Source organism: Pseudomonas sp. UBA6323, assembly GCF_002439135.1.
Taxonomy (GTDB): domain Bacteria; phylum Pseudomonadota; class Gammaproteobacteria; order Pseudomonadales; family Pseudomonadaceae; genus Aquipseudomonas.
Window position 1 is genome coordinate 93675 of sequence record NZ_DJSX01000034.1, and the last position, 16385, is coordinate 110059.

The 16385-nt window shown below is 63.9% G+C and carries 6 protein-coding genes and 1 pseudogene; 3 read left to right on the forward strand and 4 right to left on the reverse strand.

Annotated elements, in window-relative coordinates:
- Positions 1–33 precede the first annotated feature (33 nt).
- The gene (locus tag B3P22_RS07165; RefSeq protein ID WP_296270497.1) at positions 34–8340 is read right to left on the reverse strand and encodes a retention module-containing protein; all 8307 of its coding nucleotides are present in this window, start codon (positions 8338–8340) and stop codon (positions 34–36) included.
- A gap of 448 nt (positions 8341–8788) precedes the next feature.
- On the opposite strand from B3P22_RS07165, the gene B3P22_RS07170 reads away from it, so the two are divergent.
- The 3 genes from B3P22_RS07170 (at position 8789) to B3P22_RS07180 (ending at position 13936) form a co-directional block, all read left to right on the forward strand.
- Entirely contained in the window at positions 8789–10144 is a 1356-nt protein-coding gene (locus B3P22_RS07170; RefSeq protein ID WP_296270498.1) for a TolC family outer membrane protein, read from the forward strand.
- 270 nt (positions 10145–10414) lie between these two features.
- A complete protein-coding gene (locus B3P22_RS07175) occupies positions 10415–12565 on the forward strand; it encodes a type I secretion system permease/ATPase (protein WP_296270499.1) in 2151 nt (716 codons plus the stop codon).
- 12 nt (positions 12566–12577) lie between these two features.
- Positions 12578–13936, forward strand: a complete 1359-nt coding sequence (locus tag B3P22_RS07180) for an HlyD family type I secretion periplasmic adaptor subunit (protein ID WP_296270500.1) — start codon at positions 12578–12580, stop codon at positions 13934–13936.
- 167 nt (positions 13937–14103) lie between these two features.
- Here the strand turns inward: B3P22_RS07180 and B3P22_RS07185 are convergent, their stop codons facing one another.
- From B3P22_RS07185 to B3P22_RS23835, 3 genes and pseudogenes are all read right to left on the reverse strand, one after another.
- Entirely contained in the window at positions 14104–14697 is a 594-nt protein-coding gene (locus B3P22_RS07185; protein WP_296270501.1) for a tRNA-uridine aminocarboxypropyltransferase, read from the reverse strand.
- 93 nt (positions 14698–14790) lie between these two features.
- On the reverse strand, positions 14791–15831 hold the full coding sequence (locus tag B3P22_RS07190) for a methyl-accepting chemotaxis protein (RefSeq protein ID WP_419096376.1): 1041 nt from the start codon (positions 15829–15831) through the stop codon (positions 14791–14793).
- 243 nt (positions 15832–16074) lie between these two features.
- Positions 16075–16356 (reverse strand): annotated as a pseudogene (locus B3P22_RS23835) (PAS domain-containing protein); the annotation flags it as partial.
- Between the last annotated feature and the right edge of the window lie 29 nt (positions 16357–16385).

Genomic DNA, 16385 nt, shown 5'->3' on the forward strand with positions numbered 1-16385 from the left:
GCAGACCCGAGGCCAACGGCTCCTTCACACGCTTCAGGCGACCAGCTGATTGTGATCCAGCATGCCCTGGATGACCTCCGCTGCATTGCCACCGGACAGAATGGTGTTTTCCAGAATGATGGTCTGATCCACCGGCGTGCCACTTCCTGCGCTGGCCACGTTGATCACCGTACTGCCCGGCTCACTGATGAAGTCGAAGCTCAGATACTGGCTGAGCTCGTCGGCATCGTCTGTATCACTCAGCCCGACCAGCAGGTGGGACAGATCCAGGGCATCATCAGCCCCGAAGTCCATAACCACATCGCGATAGTAGCCGCCCTGGTCGCCGGCATTCCACACGAAGGTGTCACTACCTCCGCCGCCAATCAGCACGTCGTCGCCCGCCGCACCGATCAGTACTTCGTCGGCATCGGTCCCCTCCAACCAGTCGTTGCCGACCAGCCCCTGCAAGACATTACCGCCAGTGTCATCGGGTGTATCGTCGGGTATCGTGATCGGCTCAGGCGCTGGTGGCGCGATCGGCACTACCGGGGTGTCGCTGGTGATGGCGATGACCAAGTTGGCTTCACTCATGTCGCCGTCGGGCTGAGTCAGGCGATAGATGAAGCTGTCCTCCTCGCCGGCATTGTCATGGTCGGCCTCGGGTGTGTAGGTGTAGGCCCCGTCGCTGTCGATTTCCAGGCTGCCCCAACTACCAGCCACCGTGGTCGGTCCCGTCACCTCGATGAAACTGCTGCCATCCCAGATGCTCAGCACTGCCCCTTCGCTGCCCTTGCTGTCGACATTACCCGATGGGCTGGGGTCGGTCAGCACGTTGCCTGAAGCGGCAACAGCGGTGTCGACCAGCATCCCCGCAGCCACCGTCACCAGGGTGATGTTGTCGATATTGACGCGGTATCTGGATGAGCCGGAACTGACGTCGTTGGCCTCGAAGAGCAGGCGATAGGTACCCTCGCTCAGGTCCAGCAGGCGGATGGTTGGACCATCCGTTTCGCTGCTGACACCGCTCACCGCGCTCCAGCCGCTGCCGGACTGGCTGTAGAGGCGCCAGCTGAACTGATCGCCGGGATTATCGGCGCCCTGAGCGACATCGAACGACAGCGTCCCCATGGCGCCACTGTCGATACTGAACGAAGGCGTGGCGACCTGGGTGCTGTCCCCGGCGCTGCTGTCGGTATCGCGCAGTTGCAGGGTGCCGCTCTGCACCCGGACACCATTACTGTTGTTGTTGCTGGCGATATCGCTAACGCCCCAGCGGTTTGCCGGCACGCTCAGCACGTCGGCGCTCTCGACCACCGTACGCTCATCATCGGACGACGGGAAGTCGTTGCTGGCATCGAAGATCCAGGGGTTGCCGGGCACTGAGCTGTTGCTACTGGTGGAGAAGTTGGCCAGCACGGTGACGACCGGACTCGGGTCGACCAGTTCCTGATTGACCTCGGCCACGTTGTAGTTGTCGTAGGCCTGCACCTCGCTGCTGTCGGTGATGGTCAGGACCAGGTCTGCGCTGACGCCGTCGCCATCACCGTCGACCAGGGTGTAGCGGAAGGTTTCACTCAGATCCTCAGCCACGTCCTGGTTGAAGCGATAGCTGTAGTCGCCGGTGACCAGGTTGACGCTGAAGGTCGCACCGCCGTCAGTGGTAAAAGTCAGTGTCTGGGTGCTGCCGTCATAATCTGACGAGCCGCTGCCATAGGTCATGCCGGCATGCACGATGGAGAAGATCGGCTGCGCCGCCTGGCCATCGGCGCCGAAGCCGTTGCCCCCCTCGCTGAGCAGGTTGCCATTGATTTCGCTGCCGCTGACGGTGCCCTGCAGGGTATCGTTGAGCTGGTTCAGGTCAGACACCAGGATGGCGCCAGTGTTGGTGCCGGTGATGCCGTCATAGGCGATGGGGTCGAGCAGTGTCTTGTCCAGGGGGCTGCCCAGGCCCATGCCCAGCGAGAAGGCACGAATGTCATTGGTGTCGAGGAAGCTGGTCCAGGCCGCCTCCTCGACGGCATCGATACCGTCGCCCAGTTCCGGGTTGTACTGGCCGCCGTCGTTGCCGCTGGGATTGGCATTGGACAGGGTCGGCTGGCCGTCGGAGAGAAAGTAGGCGACGTTCTGCACGCCACTGCCGGTCAGCTTGTCAGAGGAGCCGAAGGCGTCCATGGCTTTGATCAGCGCATCGTCATAGTTGGTCGAACCATTACCGGCATTGTCGCTCAGTGCGCTCAACCAGCTCTGCGCCTCGGCGGCGGTCATCCAGACACCACCGACAGGGCTGGCACTGGAGTTGAAGGTGACGATCCGCACCATCACATCGCCCAGTCCGTCGTAGCTGTCCACCAGGCGCTGGACCGCGTCCCTGGCCAACGCCAGCTTGGTATCGAAGGCGCTGACGCCGGGCGGTGCATTGTCCATGCTGCCGGACAGATCCAGTATCACCATCAGGTTGGTATCGATACCCTGCGGCTCACTGGTGGAACGCTCGATATCGTCCGGGCTAGCCGGCGAGTCGTCGTCGACGGTGATGGCCAGGCTGCCGCTGGCCGGAGCCGTCGGCGCGCCGGCATCCCAGACCTGGTAGCCGATGTTCAGCAGCAGGTCGTTTTCATCGGCTGTGCCCGGCACGCTCGGCGCCGGATGGTCCAACGGCTGGAACAGCTCGAAGCGGTACTGGCCGGTCGCCGGATCGGTCAGTTCGAGTTCGAATACCGGGTCGTCGTTCTCGTCGAACGCTGTCAGTGTCTGGTCGTCGTTGCTCAGCTGGTAAGACAGCGCCAGGCCACCGGAACTCAGGCTGCCCAGGGCACTGGGGTCCCAGGCGAAGCTGCCGAAGTTGTCCACTTCGTAGCCGAGCGTACCGCTCGTACTGGCGTTTTCTCCGTCAGCATCATTGGGGCCATCGGCAATACCGTAGAGCAGCCCGTCCTCGTCGACCAGCCCCTCGCCGTCACCACCTACCGGATCGCCCGCCGCCAGGTTGAGGGTCAGGGTCGCCGTGGCACTGTCGCCATCCCGGTCGTTGATGCGGTAGGTGAAGGTTTCGCTGCCCTGGGTCGCCCCGGCTGCCGCGCTGTAGATCAGGTTGCCAGCGGCATCGATCTCCAGGGAGCCGCCCTGGCTGCCCAGGCCGATGATCTGCACCGGGGTGACGTCGGGCCGGCCGTCCTCGCCGAAGCTGTCATTACCGAGCAGGTCGTCGATATGCCCGACCTGCAGGTCCTGCGCAGTACGCGGCATCTCGCCGGCAAGCACGTCATCCTGCGCGCTCGGGCCGTCGTCGCGGAAGCCCATCACCAGCCCCAGGTCAATACTGGCCGAGGCCTCGTCACCGTCGGAATCCGTGATCGTGGCCTGCAGGCCGACCTTGTCGGCGCCAAGCAGTAGCAGTTCATCGGGCTGCGAGGTGGGATGGACGATGGCTCGCAGCTGAGTCAGGGTGACCACTCCGGCACTGTCGACGGCCAGGGTGAACACCAGGTCGCCGCCCACCTGGGTCCGCCCTTCGACCTGGTTGCCGTTGAGCGAGAGCATCACGGCCTGACCTGAGGCCGTGTCGAGCAGCCCGGAGTCCTGGGCGCTGACCACCAAGTCATAGGTCAGATCACCCGGCACGTCAGCGCCATACTCACCGTTGAACGCCGAGCTGAAGTCCACGCTGGCAGTGGCATCAGGGGTGCCGAGCAGGGTCTCGTCGACCTGCAACGCCAGGCCCCAGCTGACATTGGTGCTGACGTCGTTGTAGTCGTAATCCGGGCTCTCGGTGAGGTCCTCCCAGTTCTGGTTGCCCGGCAAGGCATTGTCTTGCAGGTGCGAACCGCCGGGGTTGAACTCGGCACGGTCAAACAGCACGTTGGCTCCACCATCACCGACGAGCGGCACGCCGCCCAGCATGGCCTGCCACTGGGCACTGCCATCAAGTTCGAAGGTCACCGGCGAGCCGTTGACCAAGTCGGCATTGAGGCCGCCATTGGGGATGATGAAGAAGCCCACGTTGCTGGGATCGAGCCCGCTCAGGTCGAAGCTGGCGCCCACGCTTTCAAGGTGAACGTCGGACCAGATCACCACACCTTCTAGAGGATTGCCACTGCCATCGACGGTGTAGTAGCCATAGCTGTTGGAGAAGCCGGCATCACTGCCCAGGTAGGTAACCTGCGACTCGAGCCCCGGCTGCAGGGCCTGCATGGTCGGGGTGTCATCGTCGACAGTGACCTGGAGCTGGCCGGTGGCGCTGTCGCCGTCACCATCGGTGACGACGTAACCGATCTGCAGATCGATGTCGTTCTCATCCAGACCGCTGGGGTGCCGCAGCGCCTGGTGCAGCTCGACCTGATACTCGCCGAGCGCCGGATCGGTCAGCGTCACGCTCACTAGCAGGCCACGGCTGCTGCTGATCGACAACGTATTGGTGGCAGCATCCCAGGCCGAGGTAACGGCCTCTGTGCCCAGGACCTCTGGCCCCGTCAGCGCGATGCTACGCAGGCCGTCGACGCCGGCGTCGAACACCAGGGTGCCACTGACCTGGGTGTTGGTCCCGGAAACGTCGCCGGTGCCGCCATTTATACCGTTGGCCAGGCCCTCGTCATCCAGCGCATGGGGCGCGCGAGTGACATCGGCGCGCGGGCCGTCGTCCTGGAACGACAGGTATCCGCCGTTGCTGCTGGCCAGCTCCAGGCGACCGGTCGCGCTGATGGCGTCGTCGTCGCCATCGGTACGAGTCACCTCATAGACCAGCTCCAGCGCCCCGACGCCGTCGATCCGCAGGTTGGCCACCTCGTCGAGACGCGCGTCGTTGTCGTCGTGCACCAGCGCTTCGAACAGGGTGGTCTGCAATTGCGGCCCGTCGCCGGTGTTGATGATGGCGATCGAGAACACCGTCTGCGAGGTACCGTCAAGGCCCAGAATGACGCTGCTGTCGAGAGGATCGACGAACAGCGTGATCGGCCCGCCGTCCACCGCCACCAGCGTCGTGGCCAGCCCGCCGGCCGGCACGCCGGCAAAGCTCAGCGTGCCACTCAGCGCAGCCTGGCCGTCGGCGCCGGCTGCGCCACCGAGGCTGAACAGTGCGCCCAGCCCACCGCTGATCTGCGTGGTCACCTGGCCCAGCGCGCCTGTGACGTCATCGCTGACATAGGGCGTGTCGGTGTCGTCATTGCTGGCATAGCGGTCCGAGGCGCCCACCGTCTCATCCACCACGATGTCCAGCTGCTCCAGCCTCTCGGCATCCAGGCCGACGCTGAGGGTCGGCACGTCGTCTTCTATATCGATCACCAGGCTGCCGGGGGCAAAGCTTCCGCCGGCCGGGTCGCCGTCACCGTCGGTGGCCAGCAGCAGTGCAGAAAAGTCCAGCCGCAGGTTGCTGCCACCGAGGGTCTCGGCGTCCGAACCATTGGCCAGCGGGTGATCAACCGGGCCTTGCAGGTTGAAGCTGAAGCTGCCATTGGTATCTACCACCAGGCTGAACACCGGCGCGCCGCCGGCGCCTGTTGCACTCAAGGTGCTGCCATCGGCCGAGACGCTGTAGCTCAACAGGGCTCCGCTCGAGCTCAGACCCAGAGCCTGCAAGCCGGACAGCGCACCCGGCTCGGTGCTCAGGCTGAAGCCGCCGCGCCCGTCGGCGCCGAAGCTGACCAGCGCATCGAGGGTGCCGGGTTCGCCGCTGACGCTCAGCATCTGGTCGACGCTTTCACGGTTGCCGTTGCCCAACGCGTCTTCATGCACCAGGCCGAATATCCCGCCCTCCTCGGACAGCTCGTTGATCAGCGGCACATCGTCCTCGACGTCGATCACGAAGCTGCCGACCGGGAAACCGCCGGCGAGCGGGTCGCCGTCACCATCGGTGGCCACCAGCAGCGCCGAGAAGTCCAGCGCCAGGCCAGTGCTACCGAGGGTCTCGAGGTCCGAGCCGTTGTCCAGCGGGTGATCCAGCGGGCCTTGCAGGGTGAAGCTGTAGCTGCTGTTGCTGCCCACCACCAGGGTGAACACCGGTGCGCCTCCGGCCGTGGCGCTCAGGGTGCTGCCATCGGACGAGACGCTGTAGCTCAGTGCTACCCCGCCGGAACTCAGGCCCAGCGCCTGCAAGCCGGACAAGGCGCCCGCCGAGCTGCTCAGGGAGAAACTACCGGGGCCGTCGGCGCCAAAGCTGACCAGGGCGCCGAGGCTGCCGACGCTGCCGCTGACGCTCAGCACCTGCGCGGCGCTTTCGGTATTGCCGTTGCCCAGCGCGTCCTCGTGCACCAGGCCGAATACCCCGCCGACCTCGGAGAACGAGTTGCTGATGGGCACGTCATCTTGCACATCGATCACGAAACGCCCTGCGGAGAAACCGCCAACGATCGGGTCACCATCACCGTCGATGGCTACCAGCAGCGCCGAGAAGTCCAGCGCCAAGCCGCTGCTACCGAGACTCTCGATATCCGATCCATTGGCCAGCGGATGATCCAATGGCCCTTGCAGGGTAAAGCTGTAGCTACCATTGCTGCCCACCACCAGGGTGAACACCGGAGCGCCACCGGCCGATGCGCTCAGGGTGCTGCCATCGACCGAGACGCTGTAGCTCAGCGCCACACCGCCAGAACTTAGGCCCAGCCCCTGCAGGCTCGCCAGCGCCGCCGGCGCGCCGCTCAGGGCAAAGCCGCCGCGCCCGTCGGCGCCGAAACTCACCAGTGCGTCGAGCGTGCCCGCACCACCGCTGACGCTCAGCACCTGGCCGCCGCCTTCGGCGTTACCATTACTCAGCACGTCCTCGTGCACCAGGCCGATCACGGCCTGGCCGGTGGCGCCGGCCTGCGTCGGGACGTCATCCTCGATGTCGATGACGAAACTGCCGGAAGCAAAGCCGCCCGCGACAGCATCACCATCGAAGTCGGTGGCCAGCAGCAGCGCCGAGAAGTCCAGCGCCAGGCTGCTGCCACCGAGAGTTTCGCTATCGGAGCCATTGGCCAGTGGATGATCAAGCGGCCCCTGCAGGGTGAAGCTGTAACTGCCATCGGCACCCACCACCAGGGTGAACACCGGCGCACCAGCGACGCTGGCGCTCAGGGTGCCGCCATCGGCCGAGACACTGTAGCTCAGCGCCACACCGCCGGAGCTCAGGTTGAGCGCCTGCAGGCCTGACAATGCGCCTGGCTCGGTGCTCAGGCTGAAACTGCCGCGCCCGTCAGCGCCAAAGTCGACCAGCGCATCGAGACTACCAGCGGCACCGGAGAACGCACTGGTCTGCGCCGGCACGCTGCCGGGCTCGGCATTGCCGCCGGGCAGCACATCCTCGTGTACCAGGCCTGCCACCTGCGGGCGGACGTCGCCAAGAATCTGCTGCGGGCTGTCATCATCGACCAGGATGCTCAGGGTGCCGCCGATCTGCGTACCGCTGCCGTCGGTGATGCTGTAGCCGAGCGAGAGCAGGATATCGTTCTCGTCACTGCCGCCCAGCGTCCCGGCGGGGTGATCGAGCGGAGCGAAGAGTTCGAACTGGTAGACGCCGCTGACCAGGTCGGTGAGCTGCACCACGAATACCAGGTTACCTCCAGCCTGTGCACTCAGGGTCAGACCATCGTCGCTCACCGTATAGCTCAGCCTCACGCCGCCCGAGCTCAGGTTCTGGTCGACCAGGCCGGTGCTCGACCAGGTGAAGGAGCCGGCGCCATCCGAACCGAAGTCATAGCCCAGCAAGCCGCTGACCTGGGTCGGTTCGCCGTCCAGGTCACCAGGACCACCGACGACTCCTCCAGCCAGCCCCTCTTCATCCACCGCATTGTCCGCCTTGGTGGTGGTGGGGATACCGTCAGCGGCAGCGGCAGCGGCAGCGGCAGCAACAGCAACAGCAACAGCAACAGCTTGCGGCTCGCCATTGGGAAACTCAGGACCTCCGCTGATGCCCTCGGTTGGATAACCAACGACCGGATCCAGTGCCCCACCGACCTCGCCGAGCAACACGAAGGAATGGCCACCTCCCACGCCACCTGCACCACCGGCTCCAGCGCCAGGACCGGCAGCGGTGGCCTCGCCTTCCAGGGTGGGATCGACACCCGCTTCGATGGCCGCTTGCAGGCGCTCGACATCGGTGAGGTCATCATCGCTCGGCGCGGTGCTCGGAGGTGTATCTGCGCTCGGGGGCTGCGTCTCGCTGCCAGAAGCGAGCATCTGCGCATCGAGGGTGATGCTGCTGTCGCGACCCAGGGTCAGTTGCTGTCCGTTGCTCATGGCCACCGCAACCGCACCGGACGCTCCGGTGACCAGCTGCTCGCCCGCGTAGACCCGATCACCTTCGCTGATTGGCCGGCGCGATCCGTCGCTCGCTACCGCGAACACTTCGCCGACAACCTGACTGACGACACCAATAAGAGTAGCCATGATTCCATCCTCACTACAGCTGCCGACCACCGCCGACACGTACCTAGCGAAAGGGTCAGAGCACCTTTTCGAAGCAGAGGAGAGAACCTGGACAGCTGATTGAAATGGAACGGCGCAAAATCCCAAAAAACGCTACTGACAAAAAAATGTCACCACAGCATGCGTCGAACTACTCCATCAGTTGAAATCCCCGCCCTTTTGATGTCTGACTGCCCATTTCAGCTGCACAGGCCACGGAAAATGCCGACCCAGGCAGCTCACAGGTCAAACAATGTGCTCCTTTTCTCAGACTTCATAAGATTTTTTCTGAATATAGCTTGTGAAAAAATCATCTTATCTCCTTCAAAAGTTGTTCTTAGCTCTGATGTTACAAGCCTGAAACGGTTTGACAGGGAAAAACGCCATTTTTATGGCGACAGGATAAGAACTTCAATCAGGAGAAACGCCAATGCGCACCTTAACCCCGCTGTGGAGCGCCATGCTTTTGGCGACTGTTTGCAGTCAGGCGCAAGCCATGAATTTGTCGGAAGCGATCCAGAGCACGCTGGACAACCACCCGGAGATACACGCCGCCGCCAATAGCCGGCTTTCATCGGATGAAGATGTGAAGTTCGCCAAGGGCGGCTACCTGCCAACCGTCGACCTGCTGGTCGGCTATGGCCGGGAACGCACGGACAGCCCAAGCACCCGGGCACTGGGCGATCACAACAAGGAGACGCTGAACTACCGTGACGCCGAGCTGCGTTTGCGCCAGATGCTCTTCGACGGCTTCAACACGCCCAACGAAGTGGCGCGTACCCAGGCCGTGGTCAATTCCCGAGCCTATCGCCTGCTCGGCACCTCCGAGAGCCTGGCGCTGCGTACCGTCGAGGTGTATCTGGATCTGCTGATGCGCCGCGAGATGGTCACCCTGGCTCGCAACAACCTGCAGGCGCACCAGCGCATCAGCGATCAGATCGGCCTGCGCAGCCGCCAGGGTGTGGGCAGCAACGCGGACCTGGATCAGTCCGAAGCACGTTTGGCCCTGGCGCAGAACAACCTCTACACCGAAGAGGTCAACCTGGCCGATGCCGAGGCCAACTTCTTCAGTGCCACCGGTCGTCTGCCCGACCAGCTCGAAGCCCCCGCATCGATCAAGAGCAGCATGCCTGCCGACCTGATGGCCGCCCGGCAAACGGTGATGGACAACAACCCCTTCCTGAAATCGGCGCAAGCCGACGTCAACGCTGCCGAGAAGCAGTACGAGGTTGCCAAGTCCCCCTTCTATCCGCGCCTCGATCTGGAACTGGCCACCTCGGCCGATGACAACGTGCAGGGCGACGAAGGCCACTACAACACCTGGCGAGCCGCCGTGGTGATGAATTACAACCTGTTCAACGGCATGCGCGACAAGGCTCGCCTACAGTCGGCCGCGCACCAGATCAACGAGTCGATGGACATCCGCAACAACGCCCTGAGGGTGCTCAACGAGAACCTCTCGCTGGCCTGGAACGCCATGGAAAACGCACGCTTGCAGACTCCCAAGGCGCGCGATTACGCGGACTACACCTCTAGAGTTCGCGAGGCCTATCAGCAGCAGTTCAGCCTGGGCCAACGCACCCTGCTCGACCTGCTCGACAGCGAAAACGAACTGTTCACCGCCAACCGCCGTTACACCGAGGTTCGCTACGGCGAAGAGTTCTCGATGTACCGCGTCGTTGCGGCTATGGGGGATCTGCTGCGTCAGCAACAGGTCGTGGTCCCGGCAGAAGCTGTAGCCCTCACGGAAGTGAAAAGCGAAGCACGCCTGCCGGATATGAAGTGATCCCGGCTCGAAGGCCCACGCGAATGTACTTGGGCCGACGCGCAGCAGACATTGCACAGTCAGGTTTCGCCAGCTAGAGCCAGGCAAGGCGAAATTGGGCGAAGAAGCGGAGTTTACGTGCTGTAAATGAGCATTACTCGCTTCGCTCGCCCTTCGGGCCGCGCTGAGGCGCGTTAGCTAGAGCAGCTTTCTGAGCCCGATTTCAACGCAGCATGGCCGACGCGCAGCAAACCTGGCACAGGCTCTGAGGAGTAGTAGAAATTGACCACCATGGAACGACCAGGGCCAGCCAGTGATCCACGGCTCAGTCACGACGATCCGCTGTTGGATGGTTTGTTGATTCTTTGTCGACTGCACGGCTGCAGCGCCAGTCGCGGCAGCCTGAGCGCCGGCCTGCCGTTGCCGGCGCAGCGCCTGAGCCCTGACCTGCTGGCTCGCGCCGCAGCTCGAGCCGGGCTGCAGGGTCGCCTGCTACAGCGCGATCTCGCCAGCATTTCGCCGCTCAACCTGCCGGTGCTGTTGCTGCTCAAGGACGGCCGCAGCGCCGTGCTGCGCCAATGGGGGCCGAAGCAGCAGGCGCAGATCCTGCCCTGCGAGACCGATGGCGGCGAACAGTGGGTCAGCCGCGAACAACTGGCCGCCGCGTACAGCGGCCAGGCCTTCTTCGCACGTCCGCGGCACGAGCTGGAAGAAGCCCGTACACCACTGGTGCCGCGCATCGAGGCCTGGTTCCGCGACACCCTCAAGCTGTCGCGCTGGCTCTACACCGATGCGGTGCTGGCCAGCCTGCTGATCAACCTGCTGGGCCTGATGGTGCCGCTGTTCGTGATGCAGACCTACGACCGCGTCGTACCCAACCAGGCCACCTCGACGCTCTGGGTACTGGCCATCGGTCTTTTTATCGGCACCGGCTTCGAGTTGCTGCTCAAGGTGCTGCGCGCGCATCTGCTGGATACCGCCGGCAAGAAGACCGATGTGGTGCTTTCAGCCACCCTGTTCGAGCGCATCACCGGCATGTCAATGAAGGCGCGGCCGACGACCATCGGCGGCTTTGCCCAGAGCATCCACGACTTCCAGGGCCTGCGCGATTTCCTCACTGCGGTGACCCTGACCAGCCTGATCGACCTGCCCTTCTCTCTGCTGATGCTGCTGGTGATCGGCCTGATCGGCGGACCGCTGGTGGTCATTCCGGTGCTGGCCTTCCCCATCACCATCCTTTTCGCCTGGATCATCCAGGTGCGCCTGCGCGACACCGTGCAGAAGAGCCTGCAACTCGGCGCACAACGTCAGGCGCTGCTGATCGAAACGCTCGGCGGGCTGGAGATGCTCAAGGTCTGCGGTGCCGAGAGCGAACGCCAGCATCAGTGGGAACAGACCCATGGCGCCCTCACTCGCCTGGACGGCCATGCCAAGTTCCTTGCCTCGCTGGCCACCAACGGCACCCTGTTCCTCCAGCAGTTCGCCGGCATGGCCACCATCGTTTCCGGGGTGTACCTGATCATCGCCGGCAACCTCAGCGTTGGTGCGCTGGTGGCCTGCTACATGCTCGGCAGCCGGATTCTCGCGCCGCTTGGGCAGATCGCCGGCTTGATCACCCGCTACCAGCAGGCACGCCTGACCATGACCAGTACCGACGCGCTGATGGCCCTGCCCCAGGAGCGCCAGGACAAGCAGCGCCCGCTGGACCGCACCCAGCTCAAGGGGACGCTGGAGGTGCGTCAGATCAGCTTCACCTACCCTGGCCAGAGCGCGCCGGCGCTGAGCAGCGTCAGCCTGCGCATGGCGGCTGGCGAGCGCCTCGGCATCATCGGCCGCAGCGGCTCGGGCAAGAGCACCCTGGCCCGCCTGCTGATGGCCTTCTACAGCGCCGATGAAGGCCATATCCTGCTGGACAATCTCGACCTGCGTCAGCTCGATGTGGCCGACCTGCGCCACCAGATCGGCTACGTTGCCCACGATCTGCCGCTGCTGGCCGGCAGCCTGCGCGACAACCTGACCCTGGGCGCGCGTTACATCAGCGATGCGCGCATGCTCGAAGTCGCCGAACTGACCGGCGTGGTCGACCTGGCGCGACAACATCCGCAGGGGTTCGACCGCCCGGTGGGCGAACGCGGCCAGCTGCTGTCCGGCGGTCAGCGCCAGGCCGTGCTGCTGGCCCGCGCACTGTTGCTCGACCCGCCGATTCTGGTGCTCGACGAGCCTACCAGCGCCATGGACAACACCAGCGAAGACCAACTGCGTCAACGGCTGCACAACTGGGTGCAGGGCAAGACCCTGATTCTCATCACCCACCGCGCCTCCATGCTCAGCCTGGTCGACCGCCTGGCCGTTCTCGACAACGGCCGCATCGTGGCCGACGGGCCGAAGGAAGCCGTCATCGAAGCCTTGCGCAAGGGCCGTGTCGGCCCGGCCAGCCTCTAGGAGCGCCCTGCCATGCAAGCTACACAGAGCCTCGGCAGTTACCTTGACGGCCTGCGCGAGAAACGCCAGGACACCGAATTCATGCCGGAAGTGGAAGGCGCTATTCTCGAGGATTCGCCCTGGTTGAGCCGCGTCACGGTATGGGCAGTAAGCGCCTGCCTGCTGACCGCACTGGCCTGGGCCCACTTCGCCGTGCTGGAGGAAGTCACCACCGGCGAGGGCAAGGCCATTCCCTCGAGCAAAATTCAGGTGATCCAGAACCTGGAAGGCGGCATCGTCAGCGAAATCTTCGTTCGCGAAGGCCAGGTGGTGGACAAGGGCGACACGCTGCTGCGCCTGGATGACACACGTTTTCTGTCCAATCGTGGCGAAACCGAAGCCGATCGCCTGGCGCTGATGGCTCGTCTGGAGAGGCTAGGCGCCGAAGCCGAAGGGCGCGAACCCAGCCTGCCAGAAGAGATCCTCCAGGGCGCACCGCAGTTGGCCGAAGACGAGCTGGCGCTTTACCGCTCGCGGCAACAGCGTTTGAAAAGCGAGCAGCGTACTCTTGGCGAGCAGTTGCGCCAGAAGGAGCAGGAGCTCGCCGAATTTCGCTCCAAGGCCCAGCAGTATCGTTCCAGCCTGGGTCTGCTGCAGCAGGAGCTGAACATGTCGCAACCGCTGGTGGCCTCGGGCGCGATTTCCCAGGTCGAAGTGCTGCGCCTGCGCCGCAGCCTGGTGGAGGTGCGTGGCTCGCTGGAAGCCACCAACCTGGCCATCCCTCGCGCCGAAGCGGCGATGAGCGAGATCAAGAGCAAGATGGACGAGTCCGAGCTGAGCTTCCGCTCCGATGCTTTCAAGGAACTCAACGAAGTGCGCACCGAACTGCAGAAGATCACCGCCACCCGGGTTGCCATCGAGGACAAAGTGACCCGCACTACCGTCACATCACCCGTGCGCGGGGTAATCAAGCAGCTCAAGGTCAACACCATCGGCGGCGTGGTGCAGCCGGGCAGCGACATGGTCGAGATCGTGCCGCTGGACGACAGCCTGCTGATCGAAGCCAAGGTACGCCCGCAGGACGTGGCGTTCCTGCACCCCGGGCAGAAGGCCATGGTCAAGTTCACCGCCTACGACTACACCATCTATGGCGGGCTCAAGGCCAACCTGGAACTGATCAGCGCCGACACCATCACCGATGAGGAAGGCAACAGCTTCTACCTGATTCAGGTGCGCACGGACAAAAGCCACCTGGGCAGCGAGGAGAGCCCCCTGCTGATCATCCCCGGCATGGTCGCCACCGTGGACATCATCACTGGCGAGAAGAGCGTGCTGTCGTACTTGCTCAAGCCGGTGCTCAAGGCCCGCTCGGAGGCCATGCGCGAGCGCTGAATACATGCCGTACATTCTGCGTAGCCCGGATGCAATCCGGGATTGATCGTCGAAACGTAGAACTTCCCCGGATTGCATCCGGGCTACGCGACATCGCCGAATCGCCATATGTCACGAGCCCGAACCCTAGCATTCATCAAGAGCTGGGGGGGGCTGTGCGCACTGCATCAGCGCTGGTGATTGCGGATGAAGACCTCTTTTCCCATCGCCGCGATCTGCCCCTCGATCAACGCATCGAAGGGTCTGAGCAATGCAGCGAAACCCTGAGGTGCCTCGAGCGTATCCAATGCCGCGGCAATCGCTTCGATGGTCGACAGCGCACCCTCCTGCGGCGCCTTGCGCAGCCGATAGCTTGACGGAGCGACGGTGCCCAGGCTGACGCGCGGCAATGCCGCTAACAGCGGGTTGAGGTGCAGCAGCTTGCGCGCCTTGCGCCATGTGCCATCGGGCACCACCAGCAGCAAGGGTTTCTCGTCAGGCGCATAAGCGCTCAGAGCGACAGCCTCTTCGCCGGGAAATAGCAGGCAGGCCCGATAGTCAGGCTGAGCGAGCAATTGCGGCAGATCATCGAACACCTCGCCGACGCGCAGCTCGGCATTGCGCAACCCCAACGCCGCCAGGCGCGCGGTATTCAGCGCATGGCCGACCTCGCTCGGGTGCTGCAGGATGAGCACATGAGTACGGCTATCGAGATCGGGAATCAGCGGGCAGAGACAACGGCTGAGGGGGCGCTGACAACGGCAACAGGTCGGACGAGGCATGCGCCGCAGTTTGCCAGAATACCCCCGCGCTCGCGTAGCCCGGATGCAATCCGGGAATGACTCGAAATTCCCGGACGCACCCGCGTTGCGCGGTCAGCGATTGAAGCGCTCAGCCAGACTGTGCAGATAATCGGCCATCTCTTCCAGCTCTCGGCTGATGGCCACGCCCTGATGCGCCTGACCGGCGCTGTGATCGGAAAGCTGGGCGATGCGGGTGATCTGCCGGCTGATATCCTCGGCCACGTGACTCTGTTCTTCGGACGCGGCCGCCATCTGCTGGCTCATGCCGGTGATGCGCGTCACCGCCGAACTGATGCCCTCCAGCGCATCGCGCACCGACTCCACGCTTTGCACACTGCCGCGGGAAATTTCCTCGCCCCTACCCGCGGTCACCACCGCACGCTCGGCCCCGGCACGCAGGTCGGAAATGATCTGGTGAATCTGCTCGGTGGACTGGCGCGTGCGCGAGGCCAGCGAACGCACCTCATCGGCCACCACCGCGAAGCCACGGCCCTGCTCGCCCGCCCGCGCCGCCTCGATGGCGGCATTGAGCGCCAGCAGATTGGTCTGCTCGGCGATCGATGTAATCACATCGGCCACGCTGCCGATGGACTGGGTGGAGTTGGCCAGCTCGTTGACCGCCTGGCCAATGTCGTTGACGGCCTTGGCCATCTGCCGCATGGAGTCGAGACTGCCGACCGCCAGGTCGCGCCCGTCACGCGCCAGGCGATCGGCTTCCTCGGCAGCGTGCGAGGTGTTCTGTACGTTGTGCGCGACCTCCTGAATGGTCGCGGCCATCTGGTTGATGGCCGTTGCCGACTGGTCGGTCTCGGCACGTTGCTGGTCGAGAAGCTCGGAGCTCGAACGCGACAACTCGGCAGATTGCGATGCGCGTTTCTTGACGCCCTCCCCGGCGTCTTCCAATCGCGTCAGTGCCGTCTGCAAACGCGCTTCCTCGCTGATCATCGCCATGTCCAGCAGCGCCTGGGCGCCGCGATTGTCGCTGTACGTCAACGCCACCAGACCGCTGGTGAAGGCTTTCGGATGTTCGGCGAGGGTTCGTCGAATAAGCTGCCGCTTGCTATGAAGCTGGTAGGAGCCCAGAGCGAACAAGGTCAGAATTATGAAGGCCATCAGTGGCCAGCCCGAGATCACCCAGTGCGCCGCGACGATCAGTAATGACGCGACAATCAGCGGCCATGATCGTACCAAGTCGTAAGTCCAGTACTCGAGCTTCGGCACCGGCGGCTTGCCCGCACGCAAGCGCGCATAAAGCGCTTCTGCACGCCGTTTCTGGGCCTCTGTCGGCAACGAGCGCACCGACTCGTAACCTGCAATCCGGCCGTTCTCGTAGATCGGCGTGACGTACGCGCTAACCCAGTAGAAGTCGCCATTCTTCGAGCGATTCTTGACGATCCCCATCCAGGGCTTGCCCTGCTTGATCGTGTCCCACATGTGGCCAAACACCGCCGGCGGCATGTCCGGATGTCGCACGAGGTTATGCGGCTGGCCGATCAACTCCTCACGCGTGAAGCCGCTGATCTCGACGAATGCATCGTTGCAGTAGGTGATCTTACTGTTGAGGTCGGTGGTGGAAATCAGGCGGTCTTCCGCGGGGAAGGTTCTTTCCCGCTGAGTCACGGGCAGGTTCTGGCGCATCGAGGCTTCCCTGTTCGCATTAGAGTTGA